This is a genomic window from Mediterraneibacter sp. NSJ-151 (assembly GCF_022487435.1).
Classification (GTDB): Bacteria; Bacillota; Clostridia; order Lachnospirales; family Lachnospiraceae; genus Schaedlerella; species Schaedlerella hominis.
Genome location: NZ_JAKVPP010000010.1, coordinates 27,696 through 45,241, shown reverse-complemented (window position 1 = coordinate 45,241; position 17,546 = coordinate 27,696). Strand labels below are relative to the sequence as shown.

Annotated in this window: 15 protein-coding genes; 2 read left to right on the top strand and 13 right to left on the bottom strand. The window is 38.0% G+C overall.

The annotated features are described in order from the left end of the window. Positions 1 to 160 precede the first annotated feature (160 nt). The 5 genes from LQE94_RS11085 to LQE94_RS11065 all read right to left on the bottom strand — a co-directional run bounded on the left by LQE94_RS11085 (position 161) and on the right by LQE94_RS11065 (position 4,842). Positions 161 to 2,146, bottom strand: a complete 1,986-nt coding sequence (locus LQE94_RS11085) for an ABC transporter permease (RefSeq protein ID WP_240577709.1) — start codon at positions 2,144 to 2,146, stop codon at positions 161 to 163. After that, entirely contained in the window at positions 2,136 to 2,903 is a 768-nt protein-coding gene (locus LQE94_RS11080; protein ID WP_240577708.1) for an ABC transporter ATP-binding protein, read from the bottom strand. The genes LQE94_RS11085 and LQE94_RS11080 overlap by 11 nt, the downstream gene beginning before the upstream one ends. A gap of 141 nt (positions 2,904 to 3,044) precedes the next feature. After that, positions 3,045 to 3,986 (bottom strand): sensor histidine kinase, encoded by a 942-nt coding sequence (locus tag LQE94_RS11075; RefSeq protein WP_118738074.1) that lies wholly within the window; start codon positions 3,984 to 3,986, stop codon positions 3,045 to 3,047. Next, on the bottom strand, positions 3,983 to 4,657 hold the full coding sequence (locus tag LQE94_RS11070) for a response regulator transcription factor (protein ID WP_118738075.1): 675 nt from the start codon (positions 4,655 to 4,657) through the stop codon (positions 3,983 to 3,985). The genes LQE94_RS11075 and LQE94_RS11070 overlap by 4 nt, the downstream gene beginning before the upstream one ends. 14 nt (positions 4,658 to 4,671) lie before the next feature. Next, positions 4,672 to 4,842, bottom strand: coding sequence for a hypothetical protein (locus LQE94_RS11065; protein ID WP_022074583.1), 171 nt, complete (start codon positions 4,840 to 4,842; stop codon positions 4,672 to 4,674). 146 nt (positions 4,843 to 4,988) lie between these two features. Here LQE94_RS11065 and LQE94_RS11060 point away from each other — a divergent pair, with 146 nt between their 5' ends. Continuing rightward, on the top strand, positions 4,989 to 6,692 hold the full coding sequence (locus LQE94_RS11060) for a S8 family peptidase (protein WP_118738076.1): 1,704 nt from the start codon (positions 4,989 to 4,991) through the stop codon (positions 6,690 to 6,692). Between the two features lie 100 nt (positions 6,693 to 6,792). On the opposite strand, the gene LQE94_RS11055 is transcribed toward LQE94_RS11060, so the two are convergent. From LQE94_RS11055 to LQE94_RS11020, 8 genes are all read right to left on the bottom strand, one after another. Further along, positions 6,793 to 8,064 carry a cation:proton antiporter gene (locus LQE94_RS11055; RefSeq protein ID WP_240577707.1) on the bottom strand — a complete coding sequence of 424 codons (1,272 nt, stop codon included), beginning with the start codon at positions 8,062 to 8,064 and terminating at the stop codon, positions 6,793 to 6,795. Positions 8,065 to 8,194: 130 nt separating this feature from the next. Continuing rightward, positions 8,195 to 9,667, bottom strand: coding sequence for an ATP-dependent Clp protease ATP-binding subunit ClpX (gene clpX / locus LQE94_RS11050; RefSeq protein ID WP_022074580.1), 1,473 nt, complete (start codon positions 9,665 to 9,667; stop codon positions 8,195 to 8,197). A gap of 95 nt (positions 9,668 to 9,762) precedes the next feature. Then, positions 9,763 to 11,715 carry an NAD-dependent DNA ligase LigA gene (gene ligA / locus LQE94_RS11045; protein WP_118738077.1) on the bottom strand — a complete coding sequence of 651 codons (1,953 nt, stop codon included), beginning with the start codon at positions 11,713 to 11,715 and terminating at the stop codon, positions 9,763 to 9,765. 58 nt (positions 11,716 to 11,773) lie between these two features. Next, positions 11,774 to 12,538 (bottom strand): 23S rRNA pseudouridine(2604) synthase RluF, encoded by a 765-nt coding sequence (gene rluF, locus LQE94_RS11040; protein ID WP_118738078.1) that lies wholly within the window; start codon positions 12,536 to 12,538, stop codon positions 11,774 to 11,776. After that, a complete protein-coding gene (locus LQE94_RS11035) occupies positions 12,531 to 13,706 on the bottom strand; it encodes a DHHW family protein (RefSeq protein ID WP_022074577.1) in 1,176 nt (391 codons plus the stop codon). The genes rluF and LQE94_RS11035 overlap by 8 nt, the downstream gene beginning before the upstream one ends. Positions 13,707 to 13,714: 8 nt before the next feature. Further along, positions 13,715 to 15,127, bottom strand: a complete 1,413-nt coding sequence (locus tag LQE94_RS11030) for an MBOAT family O-acyltransferase (RefSeq protein WP_240577706.1) — start codon at positions 15,125 to 15,127, stop codon at positions 13,715 to 13,717. 17 nt (positions 15,128 to 15,144) lie between these two features. After that, positions 15,145 to 15,633: a DUF4358 domain-containing protein gene (locus tag LQE94_RS11025; protein WP_118738080.1), complete on the bottom strand. Its 489-nt coding sequence runs from the start codon at positions 15,631 to 15,633 to the stop codon at positions 15,145 to 15,147. Continuing rightward, positions 15,630 to 16,427, bottom strand: coding sequence for a GDSL-type esterase/lipase family protein (locus tag LQE94_RS11020; protein ID WP_240577705.1), 798 nt, complete (start codon positions 16,425 to 16,427; stop codon positions 15,630 to 15,632). Before LQE94_RS11020 ends, LQE94_RS11025 begins: the two co-directional genes overlap by 4 nt. A 315-nt stretch (positions 16,428 to 16,742) precedes the next feature. On the opposite strand from LQE94_RS11020, the gene LQE94_RS11015 reads away from it, so the two are divergent. Continuing rightward, positions 16,743 to 17,276 (top strand): DUF5721 family protein, encoded by a 534-nt coding sequence (locus LQE94_RS11015; RefSeq protein WP_186864631.1) that lies wholly within the window; start codon positions 16,743 to 16,745, stop codon positions 17,274 to 17,276. The last annotated feature ends 270 nt before the right edge of the window (positions 17,277 to 17,546 follow it).

Below are 17,546 nucleotides of genomic sequence, written 5' to 3'. Positions count from 1 at the left end.
AGGGCGAAAAACCAACAAACTTTGTGAAACATCAAAAACAAGAACTGACTATGCAATCCAGCGAATTGGAGTCGGGCTTGCCCGACGAAGCTCCCGCAGGAGGGCATAGTCAGTTCTTGTTTTTTAGTGTTTCGTAAATGTGGTCATTTCTGATGCTTTCTCAATTTACAATCTTATAGTACTCTCTAGCCGTCACGCCATACACAACTGCATAGAATCCTGCAAACACTACTATTGTCACACCTGTGCAAAGCATAAACAATGTCTTGTTTGCCAGATTCAATAATGCCAGTAATTTCATTACTACAGGAAATGCGACCATCACATGAATCACAGCTGTGATAAGTGGAAGGAAAAATACGCTTAACACCTGATTTTTAATAGAATATTTCACTTCTTTTTTACTCATCCCTACTTTCTGCATGATCTGGAAGCGTTCCCGGTCATCGTAACCTTCGGATATTTGCTTGTAATAAATGATTAAGACTGTTGCTACGACAAATAAAATCCCCATGTAAATTCCGATGAATAAGAGACTTCCATAGAGTTCGTAAAATGAATTTTCACTCATTTGTCTGTTTTGGAACTCCACATTAGAAAGCTCTGGATATTCATTTTGCATATTATGGATTACGTTTTCATACTTGTTTGCATCACCCGACATATTGAAACGTACAGTATGATTCAGTGCAGCTAAAACATCTATATATTCTGGTTCTATTCCTTTTGTGTTTGACACAATCTCATACAGCATTTTCTGAACCTGTTCTTTACTTGAACAAATAATATAATAGGTTCCGAATGCACCTGCTTTATTTTTGGGCTCAGCTTTTAATTCATTTAATTCCTGCGCTATTTTATAAGTCCGGCCATTTATCTTTACACTATTTTCTCCATAAGTTCCGTTTGTCCGATAAATCATCACTTCATCATCTTTCAATGAAACCTGTTTCTTTTCTATCCGATTATAATCTTCGACCGGAATTAGATTTACAATAAAGAGAGTTGCTCTTCCATAATTTGTCACTGGAGTTAAATTTAATGTGTCACCATTCTGGGTTCCTGATAATGCTCCATAATCGTATTCAAATCTGGATGAAATCTTTACTCCTTCTTTTTCTGTTTTATCAATCAACTCATTTATCAACATTTTTGTTTTTTCATCCTGAGATTGCATCGTAATGCTAGAATCTTGTGGAAATCTTGCCTTTAAAATATCTTCCATTCCGGCATAAAGTGACACTGTTGTCGAAACCATGATCAGCACCATTGTACTTAAAATGCAAATATTCGCAAGTCCAACCGCATTTTGCTTCATGCGGTATATCATGCCGGATATTGTTGTGAAATGCTTTGGCTGATAGTAAAATTTTTTATTCTTTTTCAACATTTTCAAAATTGCAATACTGCCTGCTGTAAAAAGTGCATAAGTTCCCACGATTACACAGACAACTGCAACAAAAAAGTGAGAAAGGGCATCAAGCGGGTGCTCTGTTGTAATAGCAAGATAGTACCCTGTCCCGAGTGCTGCCACTCCGACCAGCGTTAAAAACCATTTTGTTTTTGGCTCTTTTTCTCCTTGATTTCCTCCATGTAAAAGTTCGATTGGATTTGATAATTTAATCTGCAATAAATTATACAGAAATGAAAGTGAAAAAATCACAACAAATAGCAATACTGTATCTCTCACTGAGCTCAGGCTGATTGCGAATGCCATCGACACTTTGCTGTGCAGGATTTTTAATAAAATAAGATACATCAGTTTTCCGAATATCACGCCAAATACGATTCCGGCTACAATGCTAACTCCGGCTGTTATGAGCATTTCTATCAACATCATTTTCGATATATGCGATTTTCCCATTCCTAAAATGTGATATACTCCGATTTCTTTTTTTCTTCTTTTAATCAAAAAACTATTTGTATAAAATAAAAAGATCAAAGAAAAAATCAACACCACTGCGACTGCATAACGTAAACATATTTGCATCGTAACTTCTTCGACACTTTCGCTTCTGCTAAGTGCGTCAATCATGTAAAACATCATGACGCATAATACTGCCGTGAAAATGTATGGGACATATGTCTTTCTATTATTTTTCAAATTTGTAACCGCAAGTTTCGGATAAAGTGTATTATTCACCATCCTCACCTCCTGTTGTCAACACTGTAAGCGTATCTGCGATTTTCTGATACAGCTGTTCACTGGTGAGATTTCCTCTGTAAATCTGATGAAATACTTCTCCATCTTTGATAAATAAAATCCTGTTTGCACTGCTTGCCGCTTTTACGCTGTGAGTTACCATTAATATGGTCTGCCCGTCCTGATTGATCGTAGTAAATAAATTCATGAGACTGTCTGCCGCCTTTGAGTCCAATGCGCCAGACAGCTCATCTGCCAAAATCAGCTGTGGTTTTGTAATCAGTGCTCTTGCTATTGCCGCCCGCTGTTTTTGACCGCCTGATACCTCATACGGATATTTATCTAAAATCTGTGTGATTCCCAGCTTTTCTGCAATCGGAGCCAGCCGTTTCTCCATCGTATTATATTTTGCTCCGGACAATACAAGCGGTAAATAAATATTATCTTTTAATGAAAATGTATCTAACAGATTAAAATCCTGAAATACAAATCCCATATTTTGTCTGCGAAATGCTGCAATATCTTTTTCTTTTAAATTTCCCAGATTATTCCCTTTCAAATATACTTTTCCTTCTGTCGGTTTATCCAACGCTGCCAGTATATTTAAAAGCGTTGTTTTTCCTGAACCGGACTCTCCCATAATTGCGACATACTCTCCGGATTCTACTGAAAAATTTACATTTTTCAAAGCCTCAACCTGATTGTTTCCAAACCTTGTCGTATATATTTTCTTTACGTTTTTTACTTCCAGTAATGCCATTTTTTCCATCCTTTCCCAACGTTTTTCTTTTTTACAAGGCTTATTATAGAAAAAAGGAAAATGTGTTTCCATCGAAATAGATTACATTTTCCTCTCGTATCTTACATTACTGTAAGATTGCTTATTCATACTCTTTCATGCTTATTCAATAGTCCATTCTTCTCTTGCAAGATCCAGATACACCTTTGTCCCCTTATCTATCTCCGACTCAATCCAAATTTGATGGTTCAGCCGTTCCATAATCTTCTTACACATATACAATCCTATTCCTGTGGATTTCTTGTCGGCTCTTCCATTATAACCTGTGAATCCTTTTTCAAATACTCTTGGCAAATCTTCCGCCTGAATGCCGATTCCGGAATCTTCAATCACAAGACATTTTTTATTTTCTTTTTCTTCTGTATAAATAAAAATCATTCCGCCGTCTTTCGTATATTTTAGTGCATTGGAAAGAACCTGCTCCAGCACAAACTGCAGCCATTTCTCGTCTGTGACAATACACTGCGAAGTTTTTGCGTACTGCAAATGTATTTTCCGTAAAATAAACATCTGTGAGTATTTTCGGATAACCTGCCTTACTATGGCATCCAATGAATATTTCTCAAACTTCAAATCTCCTGACATTTCTCCCATTCTAAGATATGTCAGCACCATTTCTACATATTGCTCAATTTTAAATAATTCCAGTTTGATTTCTTTTATATACTTTTGTTCCGGGTATTCTTCCTCTAATATCTGCTGTAATACATGCATGGCAGCAATCGGTGTCTTAATCTGGTGTACCCACATACTATAGTAGTCTGACATTTCCTGTTTGAAAATGCGTTCCTGAGATTTCAACTCACTGTTTTGTTCCTTCAGATTCTTTATAATATTCTGATAATCCTGCTCAGATAGACGTTTTTGGAATTTGAAAAATTGTAATGTTAAATTGAGCAGGAATAAAACAGTTGAAAGCAATAAACCATATTGAATTGCATCTGTCCTTACATCATACAGGAATAGTACTGTAACAAATAATAGCATGCTTCCGATATAACACAGCAGCTCGTTCTGTTTTGATTTCAAAAACATTTTTATCATGCTTCCACCATATATCCAATACCTTTTTTTGTAAGAATCATATTTTCCAATCCCATCTTTTCCAACTTCCTTCGAAGTCTTGCAACATTGACTGTCAATGTATTATCATCTATAAATTCGTCGCTCTCCCAGAGCCTTGTAATAATATTGTCTCTGGATATAATCTTCCCGGCATTTTCTATAAGCATCTGTAAAATGCGGAACTCATTTTTGGTCAACTCCATTTTCTGCTCTTGATATTGAAGTGTTGCATCTGAAAGATTCAAATATGCACCATGCCATTCCAACATGTTGGTGTTTCCTCTGAATTCATATGTTCTTCGCAAAACAGCCTGCACCTTCGCCGTTACCACCGCAAAATCAAATGGTTTTTCGATAAATTCATCCCCGCCCATATTCATTGCCATCACAATATTCATATTATCATTCGCCGATGAGAGGAAAATAATTGGAACTTTTGAAATCTTTCTGATTTCCTGACACCAGTGAAATCCATTAAAAAATGGCAATACGATATCCAGCAATACCAATTGTGGTTCATTTTTTGTAAAGCTATCCATAATATTTTTGAAATCCGTGATACACTCCACCTCATAATCCCATTTTTCAAGATGATTCTTTAAACCATTTGCAATGGTCGTATCATCCTCCACAATTAATATTTTATACATGCTACACCTCTTCTTTACACAATTGTATACTGCAACATCTCATAATGCAGTCTTCCGCCTTCTACAATATTTTCCGGCAATAATGCTCTCGCAACTAATTTTAACTCTTCTTCTGGTTTGTCCACTCTTCTTAAGTTGGCGTAATCTCCATCAATTGATTCTACTATATAATCACATACTAACATTTGTGGTATCTCCTTCACATTCGTTTACTTTTTTGATTTCTCCCTCACATAATAGCATATCTTTCTTCTAATTACATCTAAATATTTCATTCTACGTCATTGCCGGCTTCTTCCTTGCATATACTAATAAAAAACGAGGTCCCGCCATGTCCAATTCTCTCTGCAAAGAACGCATTCTTTCCGAAGACTATCGTGACTTCATCCTCGATGGCATCCAGACTTCTTTTCTCTCTGATATTGCCTTGCAAAATTCCTGTATACAAAATGCGAATTTTGATTATCGTTGTATTTATATTTCTGCCATTCAGGCTGAACCCATCACATTAAAGCAATTTCCTTACGCTTCTATTCCGAAATGCTATGCCCCTATTAGTATGGAAACATTAAACCAGACCGGTATTCTCTCAATCCAGAATTATCCTACTCTGCAATTGAAAGGTAAGGGTGTCTTGATTGGTTTTTTAGACAGTGGAATTGATTATTTAAGCCCTCTTTTTCGTAATCTGGATGGTTCGACTCGAATTCTTTCTATATGGGATCAGACGATTCAGACCGGAACTCCTCCTGACAATTTTTATTATGGCTCTGAATATACACAACCCCAGATTAATGATGCGCTTGCATCAGAGCAACCACTGAACATTGTTCCTTCACAAGATGGCGAAGGCCATGGAACTTTTGTTGCCTCTCTTGCATGTGGTGGCGGTGCCCCGCAGGAAAACTTTCTTGGGGCTGCCCCGGAAGCGACTCTCGCTGTTGTAAAATTAAAACCAGCCAAACAATATCTCCGCGACTATTATTTTATTGCTGATTCTGCAACAGCTTATCAGGAGACTGACATTTTGCTTGCTGTAAAATATTTATCTGACCTTGCCGCAAAATATAAACTGCCACTTATTCTCTGCATTGCACTCGGCACAAATTCCGGTGGACATCTTGGCTTACTCCCACTCTCTAATCTTCTGAATCTGTATGCATCTAAAGCAAATATCATTCCTGTAACCGGCGTAGGAAATGAAGCAAATGGTAGACATCATTTTCAATATACTCTAAAAAACATTGCTGATAGTGCAACAGTGGAGATCCGTGTAGGTGAAGGTGTTCCCGGATTTACGCTGGAGCTTTGGAACAGTATTCCTAATATTCTTGCTTTTTCCATCGTTTCTCCTTCCGGTGAAATCCGTGGACGAAATACAATCCGCACTACAGAACGTGATGAATTTCAGTTTTTACTAGAAGGCACAACAGCTATTGTTGATTATAAATTATTGGTAGAGCGAACCAATCAGGAGCTGATTTTCTTTCGCTTTCAAAAACCTTCTCCCGGTATATGGAAAATCATCGTTTCGCCACTTCGCATAATCGACGGGCTATTTCATATGTGGCTCCCGTTAAGCAGTTTCATCCAAGGGGAAGTATTTTTTTTGAATTCGAATCCTTATTATACAATCACAAATCCCGGAAATGCTTCCCGGCCGATTTGTGTCTCTTATTACGATGGAAATACAAATGCGATTGCTTTGGATTCCGGACGAGGATATGACCGCTACGATGGAATCCATCCTGATTTCACTGCCCCCGGCATTTCTATTCTTGGTTCGTTACCAAACAATCGTTTTGCCGTCCGCTCCGGCTCTAGTCTGTCCGTTGCTATTACCGCCGGTGCATGTGCCCTTCTTCTGGAATGGATCTTGTTCCAGCTTGGCACGGAAAGTGTGGATTCTACACAAATTAAAAGCCTTTTTATCATCGGTGCTACCAGACCTTCAAATATGACATTTCCAAATCCTGAATGGGGATATGGACAATTGAATTTATTTCACACTTTTGAGGAATTACGAAATTACTAAAAAAGTTTTCCTAAGCTTTCGTCCTATACCAGGCAACAAAAAAGAAACATTGCAGGATTTTCTCTTACAATGTTTCTCTTTTTATTAATTTCTATTATTGTTATTCGCGCCTGTCACCACGACGAATCTCTTCTACATTCTCATAGTAACTCTTGATTTCTTCTCCGGCAGCAATTGGCTCTGTCGGTTTTGTTCCATCACGGAATACCATTTTCAGAAGAATCGGTGTGATAATTGTTGTAATTACCACCACAATGATGACAGGTCCTAAAAATGCAATTCCCAACAGTCCAAGCGTAGAACCTTTACTGGCAACAATCAATGCCACCTCACCACGTGAGATCATACCGATACCAATACGTTTTGCCTGATAATTCTGGTATCCACACATTTTTGCACCGATACCACAACCAATAATTTTTGTCAGAATTGCAACGATTGTAAGTACTACTGCAAACGCAACAATTGTAAAATTCATTTTCGGCAATACAACTTTAAGTCCAATACTTGCAAAGAATACCGGTGAAAGCAGCATGTATGAAATTGTATCAAATTTAGTCTGCAAATATTCTGAACGTTCTATGTTAGAAATAATCAGACCTGCGATAAATGCACCTGTGATATCTGCTACGCCAAATACTGCTTCTGCAATATATGACATTAATAGACAGAATACAAATGCAACGATTGTGTGACGATGTAATTCTTTTTTTGCTCCGTCGACCCATTTCTTATAAAATTTATAAAAAATAACTCCTACGATTGCTGCAAATACAAAGAATGCCACTACTTTGATCAGAACAATCGCAATATTTACACTGTCATCTGCCATACTTGTAACAATTGTAAGTGCAATAATACCAAGAATATCATCAATAATTGCTGCTCCAAGTATTGCATTTCCTGAACGTGTTTTTAATTTCCCCAGTTCCTTTAATGTTTCAACTGTAATACTTACAGACGTTGCTGTGAGGATTACTCCAATAAAAATATTTTGTAAAAATGTGCTTGCACTTGCATAAGACGGAATCATTCCTGGTCTGTTAAATATAACCGCACAGAAATATCCTCCAATCAGTGGAACGATTACACCGCAAAGTGCAATTACAAATGACGCTTTTCCACTTGCTTTGAGTTCTTTGATATCAGTCTCCATTCCGGCACAGAACATCAGTACAATTACACCGATTTCTGCAATTTCATGAATAAAGGCTGTTTCACTTAACACTCCTAACCCTACCGGTCCTAAAACCAGTCCTGCCAAAAGTGCTCCTACTACCTGCGGCATCTGTACTCTCTTTGTCAAAAGCCCCAATACTTTTGTGCCAAGAAGTATGATTGCCAGATCCAATAGATAACTATAGCTTTCCATTACGCTCCTCCTATGTTGTCATTTTCACTTCGTTATCCCCCAATAACTTACGTGTGACATCTTATATATTTTTTAGAACACTTTCCCATGTTCGTTCATAGTCATAGTATAACTATAAACGATAACTTTTCTAACTAAGTCGTGGTACCTGCTGGCCTCTCAATTCAATGATCGGTCCCCCGGTTCCTTCAATATATTCTCGGGTGATCGTCACCTGTCCGATGTTATCATCCTTCGGTATTTCATACATAATGTCAAGCATAAACTCTTCAATGATCGCGCGAAGCGCTCTGGCTCCGGTATCCTTTTGCATTGCTTTTTCAGCAATCGCCTCAAGTGCACTATCATCAAAGATAAGATTTACTTCGTCTAATGCAAGTAATTTCTGATACTGTTTCAGTATCGCATTCTTTGGTTCTTTTAGGATTTTCACAAGCATGTCTTTATCCAGACCTTTCAATGTGAAAATAATAGGAAGACGGCCGATAAACTCTGGAATCATTCCGAATTTTCTTAAATCTTCTACTGTCACCTTACTGATCAAATCTTTGTCATCATCATATTTATCTTTCAGCTCAGCATTAAATCCCATTGAACTTTTCTTTGTCAGTCTTTCTTTAATGATTTCTTCCAAATCCGGGAATGCACCTCCACAGATAAAAAGAATATTTTTTGTATTTACTGTTGTGAGCGGAACCATCGCATTTTTACTGTTTGCTCCAACAGGCACTTCCACTTCACTACCTTCAAGAAGCTTTAGCATTCCCTGCTGTACCGATTCTCCGCTTACATCACGCTGACTGGATGTTTTCTTTTTCGCTATCTTATCAATCTCATCAATGAAAATGATTCCCTGTTCAGCACGCTCTACATCATTATCCGCTGCTGCCAGAAGCTTAGAAACAACACTTTCAATATCATCTCCGATATAGCCTGCCTCTGTCAGAGATGTTGCATCTGTAATGGCCAACGGCACATCTAATAATTTTGCCAATGTCTTTACCAAAAATGTTTTACCGCATCCTGTTGGTCCGATCATCAGCATATTAGATTTTTCAATCTCAATATCATCCATCGTGTCTGTAGCAACCCTTTTATAGTGGTTGTATACTGCTACTGACATTGCTTTTTTAGCATATTCCTGACCAACTACATATTGATCTAACTGCTCTTTGATCTTATGTGGTGCCGGAATCTCTTTGATATCTAATTTTTTATATTTTTTCGTTGATTTTTTCTTCTTTTTCTTAATCTTTGGCTGCTGTGGAAACAGACTATCCAAATCAGATAGATTCAAAAACTGAACTCCCGGCATATTCATCATCTTATTCAGATCTGTCGGCATATTTGACATTGCATCAAAACTCTTCTGCAGACAGTCCTGACATACTGTAATATTGTTTGGAAATTCCATCATCTTACCCGCTACACTTTCCGGACGATGACAGATAAAGCAGACTTTCTCATAATCATCTTCTTTATCATCCTGGGAATCTTCCACTGTTACTACTTCTTCCTTCGGATCTTCCACTGTTTCCAGATCTACTTCTCTGAAATCCTGATTCTGATCTTCATCTATAATTATTGTGTCGTGATCTGACATCTTACAAATCCTCCGTTCTTTTGTATCTATATACCATTCCTCATTATAACGGAATATCACTCTTACTTCAAATGAAGTTTTTGTAAACAAGCTCTTTATTTTAACATTTCTACAAATTCATCTTCTGATATAATCGGAACACCGAGCTCTCTTGCTTTCTTATTTTTTGAAGAAGTGGATTCTACATCATTGTTAATCAGATAATTTGTTTTCGATGTAACCGAACCTGTCACTTTTCCGCCACGTTTTTCGATTTCTTCTTTTACCTCTGCACGATTTGCAAAATGGTGTACGCTTCCTGTAATAACAAAATTTATACCTGTGAACTTTTGCTCTGTTGTCTGTTCTTCTTTTGGGATTGTCACTTCCAACAAAAGCTTTTTAAATAATTCTCGATGTTTCTCATCTGCAAAATAATCAACGTAAGCTTTTGCAATCACATCTCCCACTCCGGAAATCGCACTTAACTCTTCTTCTGTTGCATTCACCACTTTTTCCGGATTTTGATCAAATGCCCGGCAGATTACCTTTGCGTTCGCCAGTCCGATATTTGCAATCCCAAGACTGTACACTAATTTCGGAAGTGTCGTAGTTCTTGCCTGCTCGATGCTTTTCATCAGATTATCGTAGGATTTTTCTCCAAAACCTTCCATCTTCTGAATCTCTTCTTTATAACGCTCTACATGAAAAATGTCTGAGAAATCTTTAATAAATCCCCTGTCGATTAATTTTTCTAAAGTTGCCTCTGACAAGCCTTCGATATTCATCGCATCTCTGCTGACAAATAACGTAAATGATTTCACCTGTTTTGCCTGACACATTGGATTTGTACAATACAATGTTTTGGTATCGTTATCCATGGAAATCTTTGTTTCTCCACCACAGACCGGACATACCTTCGGTGGAACGCAATTACCACTTCGTGTCAGATTTTCTGCAATCTGAGGAATGATCATATTCGCCTTATATACCTGTATGGTATCTCCGACTCCCAGCTGAAGCTCCTCCATAATACTGACATTGTGAACACTTGCCCTGCTCACTGTCGTACCTTCCAGTTCGACCGGATCAAATATTGCTACCGGATTAATAAGCCCTGTTCTTGATGCACTCCACTCAATTTCCCGAAGTGTTGTCTCTCGGATTTCATCTGCCCATTTAAATGCAAAAGAATCTCTCGGAAATTTTGCTGTTGTTCCCAAAGACTGTCCGTATGCAATGTCATCATACACAAGCACCAGTCCATCTGATGGAAAATCATTTTCTGCAATATGCTCTGCAAACCATGAAACCTCATCTTCAATTGTAGATGCATCTACAAGATGATGCTCTACCACTTCAAATCCCTGTCCTTTCAGCCAGTCCATCTGCTTTATTCTGGAATTTTGAAAATCCACATCATCTGCTTTTACCAATGTAAATGCGTAGAATTTTACGTTTCTCTTAGCTGTAATTTCATTATTCAGCTGTCGTACTGAACCACTGCATAAGTTTCTTGGATTCTTATATTTTGCATCAACATCCTCTATCTTGGCATTGATCTTTTCAAAATCATGATATCCGATAATTGCTTCTCCACGCAGGATCAATTCTCCTTTATACGGAATGTGGAGCGGTACATTTTTAAATACTTTTGCATTGTTTGTAATAACCTCTCCTACTTCTCCATTTCCTCGGGTAACTGCCTTTTCCAATTCTCCACCACGATATGTGAGAACAATTGTAAGACCATCCATCTTCCAGGACAGCATCGCCTTCTGACTTCCTAAGAATTCTTTCAGGCGTGAAACTTCTTTCGTCTTATCCAATGAGAGCATCGGTTTCTCATGACGCTCTTTTGGCAACTCACTTAACACTTCATATCCAACATGAATTGTGGGACTGGAAGCAAGCGTCATTCCTAATTCCTGCTCCAGTCCCAATAACTCATCGTACAGTTTATCGTACTCGTAATTGCTCATGATCTCTCTGTCTTCCTGCTCATAAGCACGGCGAGCCTGATTCAAAATTTCCACAAGTTGCAGCATTCGCTGTTTCTTATCTTCCATCTTTTTTCCTCTCCTTGGTTACTTTTAAAGCAACCTCTACTATACGTTTATTTTCTTTTTATTCCCATCGAATTGTCTCATTTGAAGAATCCTTGATCAGTTCATATAATTCATTCAACTCCGCATCTGTCAACTTCCGATATGCTCCGTCTTTTAATCCATTCAACTCTATATTCATAACCCGAGTGCGGAACAAATCTTTTACCTGATATCCAAGTGCCTCACACATCCTGCGGATTTGTCGATTCAAACCCTGCGTAAGCACGATTGTAAATGTATATTTTCCAATCTGTGTCACCTTGCAAGGTCTTGTCACAGTATCCAAAATCGGAACTCCTGTCGACATTTGTTTTATAAATTCGGGTGTGATTTCTTTGTCTACTGTCACTTTATATTCTTTCTCATGCTGATTTCCGGCTCTCATCATTTTATTAATGATATCACCGTTATTCGTCATAAGTAAAAGACCATGCGAATCCTTATCCAATCTGCCGATGTATGTTACACGAATCGGATAATTTAAGAATCTAACAATGCTATTGCGTTCCCTGCGCTCTTCTGTACAGACTATACCGACCGGCTTATTTACTGCTAAAACCACCATCTCATCTGTTCTGGAAACCGTCTTTTTTCCGACCTTTACAACCTGACCCGGTAGCACCTTCATCCCCATAGTCGCTTTTTTCCCATCTATGGTTACTGCTCCGCTCTCAATCAGTTTATCCGCATTTCTTCTCGAACATACACCTGCCTCGCTTAAATATTTATTCAAGCGGACAGGTTCATTTTTCTGCTGAAACTCTTTTTTTATCTGATTACTCACTTTTACCTGCTCCTAACATTCCACTAATGTTATTATCCTGGAAAAATGTATTTCCGCTGTATAAGAACAACGCATCTGTGATTCGATAAGAATCCATGATGTCCTGAATCGTTCCACTATAATATCTCGGGTCTACGACTACGATTTCTCTAAAATATGGTGTCAAAAACGGAATGAAACTATTTGCAAACGAATCTTTTATAATTAAAATTCTCCGTGATTCCTCGGATGTTGTTTTAATATCAATAACTGATGTGTTACCGCCTAAAAATACACCGTACTGATCTCTCGTCTTTAATTTTGAAGAATCATATAATGATGCTGTTTTTTTCTGTTCATCAATATAACTTACTAAAATATCTTCATCCGAGTCTTCCGGAACATAGATGTCAATCTGTTCTTTCTCTCCCAATCTGCACCCGGCCTTTGCGGACAAGGTTCCGTTAAATGTGGTTGATATCGGATATGCCACGAAGTTGCTTACTGCATCTGACTTGATATTCAATGACTCCACAGCATCTCCAAATACATAAAATGCTCCAAGGCTTGTCCAATGATGATCTGTCTTATAGAAAATCTTCTCGTCTGTATGCTTCTTAAGTGAACTTGTCACATCAATCCAGTTGATTGACTCCCCAAGTTCACGTTTTGCCTGTGAAAACATACGATTTTGATCTGCAACTGTTGCCAGTGCCGGCAAACGGTTTTTCAATACATTTGCAGCATCCGGAACAAGCATTACCGATGTATTGATATCCGGATAAGATTTCGCAAATGATTTCATAGATTTCAAATTCGCATTCAACTGTTCCTGATCAGGTGTTGCGATTTCTTCCATCAACTGACCTTTTTTCCCAATCAAAACGCCATTCTCTTCTTTGCTTCCGCCAATTCTATCTAACGCCGTCTTTAATTTTCTCCAGGCATTCCTTCCTACGAACTGGTCAGCCTGATAGGTTTCAAATTTGTCCATAAAATCTCCAGAAACCAGACTTTCAATTGTCAGCTTCGGTCTGCCCGCCAACATTCGATTTTCCTCTTCCGACATTTCTTTATTTGGAACGATAATATTTAATACAAGGAAAAATACGATACATACAACAAATGCCATTCCTATTATATGTTCTATTTTCCAGCCACTTCTTTTTCTCTTTCTATTATTCTGCATTTTTTCACCTAGAATCTAAAATATAAAAATGGATTATATGTTTCTGTTACAAGGAATGCAATACAAAGTAAGAACATTGCAATGTAAACCGCACAAGTTACGATAGCTCTTACTTCTTCGCTTTGCCAACATCCTGTTATCTTCTTCAACAGCTTGTATCCTCTTGGTGCAGATGCCAGAATTGCTATTACGATCAATAACCAGTTTGTAAAAATCATAAAGAATCCCTGCTTATCAAAAATTCCTTTTGCACCAATACCAAACATCACTTTCAGATACTGGCCTGCATATCCCAATGTCGGGCTGAAGAAAAATACCCATCCAAATAAAACCAATACAAATGCATAAATGTGCTGGACTGCTGCTGGAAGCTTCTCAATCTTACTTCCCCAGAGATATTTTTCTAAAATAAGGATTACTCCGTAATACAATCCCCAGAACATAAAGTTCCATTGTGCTCCATGCCATAATCCTGTCAACATCCATACGATCAACAGATTTAAAATATGTCTTGACGGAGTACATCGATTTCCTCCAAGCGGAATATATACATATTCACGGAACCATGTACTCAGCGAAATGTGCCATCTTCTCCAGAAATCTGTAATACTTTTGGCAATATACGGATAATTAAAGTTTGGCAAAAATTCAAACCCAAACATCTTGCCAAGACCAATTGCCATATCCGAATAACCACCGAAGTCGAAATAAATCTGGAATGCATACGCGATTGCTCCTACCCACGCTGTCAAAGTTGAAAATGAACCCATCTGCATCGCAGCAACCTGTTCATATACCGAGCCAAATGTATTTGCCAGAACTACTTTCTTTGCTAATCCCCTGATAAAATACATTGCACCCTCGCCAAACTTAGTCGAGTTGATGCTACGTTCCTTTAACTGCTCCTCAATGTCAATATAGCGGACGATCGGTCCTGCGATCAACTGCGGAAACATTGAAATATACAATGCGAAATATAAAACATTTTCCTGTGGTTTTACCTCTTTTCGATATACATCAATCAAATAGGACATTGCCTGGAATGTATAAAATGAAATTCCGATTGGCAAAGCCAGCACACGATACGGAATATCGATTGGCAAAATTGCATTGATCGTATCCATAAGCAACCCATAATATTTGAAGAATCCAAGAATCAACAGATTCATTACCACTCCAAACATAAGGCTCATCTTCATAGCCCTTGCATTATCCCGTTTTTCGTAAATATCCTGTCCACAAAAATAATTCAATATGATGGAGAGAATCATTAAAATAATATAAACAGGTTCGCCCCATGCGTAAAAAATCAAGCTCGCCGCCAACATCACATAGTTCTTCATCCTAAATGGAACAAGATAATACAAAAGCAATGTCAGTGGTAAAAATATAAATAAAAATGTAATGCTGCTAAATAGCATATGTTTCTCCCTCCACCTTACAGACTCTTCGAAAATGCTGCGCGATATTCATCCGCCTTCGGAGCTACTGCAAGGAATATATAATCTCCTCTCACCTTCAGCTGTGCTGAATCTAACAACTGTACCTGTTTTGGTGCATAACCGTCAAAGTCATTCTTTCTATTTTCAAGACGCCGATTGATCGCATCGCGAACGCCCTGCATCTGTCCATCATCTTTTACCTTGATCATAAGCACTTCTTCCGCTGACATGCTTGAAGCAGAAGAATAAAATAACACACCATCATAGTCTGCACTGTTAAGACCATAGTAACGCTTCAGTGCCTGGCTGTCCTGCTTCACAAGGTTCTCTGTGTCCAATGATGCCTCCACGCCTTTTGCAACTTCATCAAATGCTTTTGTACTTCCACTCGCAAAAATCAGCATCAGAATCACAAAGACTAAAATTGCTGCAACTGTTATGTATTTAAAAAGTTCTGTTCTTGTAACACTTCCCCTGTTCGTCATGATAAAGACACCTCCACCATGTGATCTGCCCATATTGGATAAAACTCAGATACAAAATGAATTCCGTCCTCGTCGTAATATTCATCTTTTACAAGATCTGTATTGTCCACATACGCAATCTGTAATTCATCACACATCTTCTGTAATGCTTCGTTGTATTTTGAAATATTTGTCAATGCCGGTTTCTCGGCTATTGCACTTTGCCGCACCGGAAATATTGAATTTATCAAAATCTTTGTATCCGGTACTTCTTTTTGAATCTTTGCGATCAGCTCTTTATATTGTTTGATAAATGTATCTGTATCTCCATTCGTATTGATCACATCATTCATTCCATAAGAGACGAACACCATCTGTGGGTTAATCTCTTTTAGCTTTTCACACTGGTCATCCAGATCAGTAAGTGATGCACCTATTTTTGATACGACACTGTTCGCATTCAAAACATCGTATGCCGTAAATCCCTCCGTAATGGAATCTCCCATCACGACTGTACTTGCAAACATCTCTTTTAAGCTTATCGTACCTGCCTTATATGCTTCTTCCTTCTCTTTTGCCTCAACACGTTCTATCTTTGTCTCGACCGAAGCGACATCTTTTTTCTCATTCGTCTCAATATATTTAATCCCTGCACTTATCTCTGCGTTCTCATGTTTGTTCGATAATCGAACTCCAATTACGACAAGAATTGCTGCTACAACACCTGTAGCAGCAATTCTACTATATACTTCTATTTTTCTTCTATTCTTTCTTTTGTTATACTGTTTCAATTTCTTCGTTCGTGCCTTTCCCAAACATCTATTTTCACTGTTCTAATTGTTTTTTCATATGAGAATAATCATGAATTTTTGTTCATAATTTTCCTTATTTAATAATACTTTTTTTACCCCAAAAAGTCAACAAGTATGGTATGATATTTTATACTGTAATTGGGGGTTACTGTTCATTCCCGTGTCAATCACTACGCTGATTGGCACGGAGGATGCACGTTTTATCTTGAACGGCATCTCGTCCATCGCCAAAGGCGATTTAAAATGGCGAGATGCGTTGCTGGTCACATGTACTGTGAACAGTAACAATTTTAGTACTTTTTCGGAGGTTTTTTATACATGATTTCTTTAAAATTAACAGAAACGAAAAAATTTATGTCTCAACTTCTTTTATCAGAGCTTTTTGACCATTTTCTTTTCATTGAAGGTGATATTGTCACCTTTAACAGCTTCCATATTGATGGTTATATTCAAAAAGATTTTTATACAGAATTTCCACCCGAAGAACTTTTTTCTGCTGCTTCCTCTTTCTCCGGTTCTGAGGCACTTCCAGAATATTCTTACTGGAAGCAAGTGCGCGAATATTGTTTTTCTTTGATCAAAGGCAAACGGACACCTCTCAGCTTCAAGTTTGTGTTTCGCCTTTCCCCTACTAATATTGCCAAATTAATCTCTAAGCAGAATCTGGACTTTCAGCCAAACACCGTACAGGGGCTTTATCTGAATATTCAATTTAATGAGCAAGGGTTGACCTGCGTCACCGGAACATCTTTAAATACATTCACGTTGGATAAGTCACTTGAAAAAGCGTGGGATGGGATGGTGCAGAGGTTTTTTACTAAGAATGGGGTGGCGTTTGAGGTTGCTATTTAATTCACGATGGCCTTCAAGCAAAAAAAGACTATGCACTCCTGCTCAGCTTCGTCGGGCAAGCCCGACTCCAATTCGCTGGATTGCATAGTCTTTTTCTTGCTTTGTGGTGTATCGTGATAGAAATAGGTGGAGCGATGAGGGATTTGCTTTTCTTGGATCTGATGTATCTATATCCTGAGTTTATTTGCTGTCGCAGATGCTTTTTTGACAACTGATGTATCTGCACTGCCTTGATATTCATTGTTGCAGATGCTCTTTTTTAGATCAATG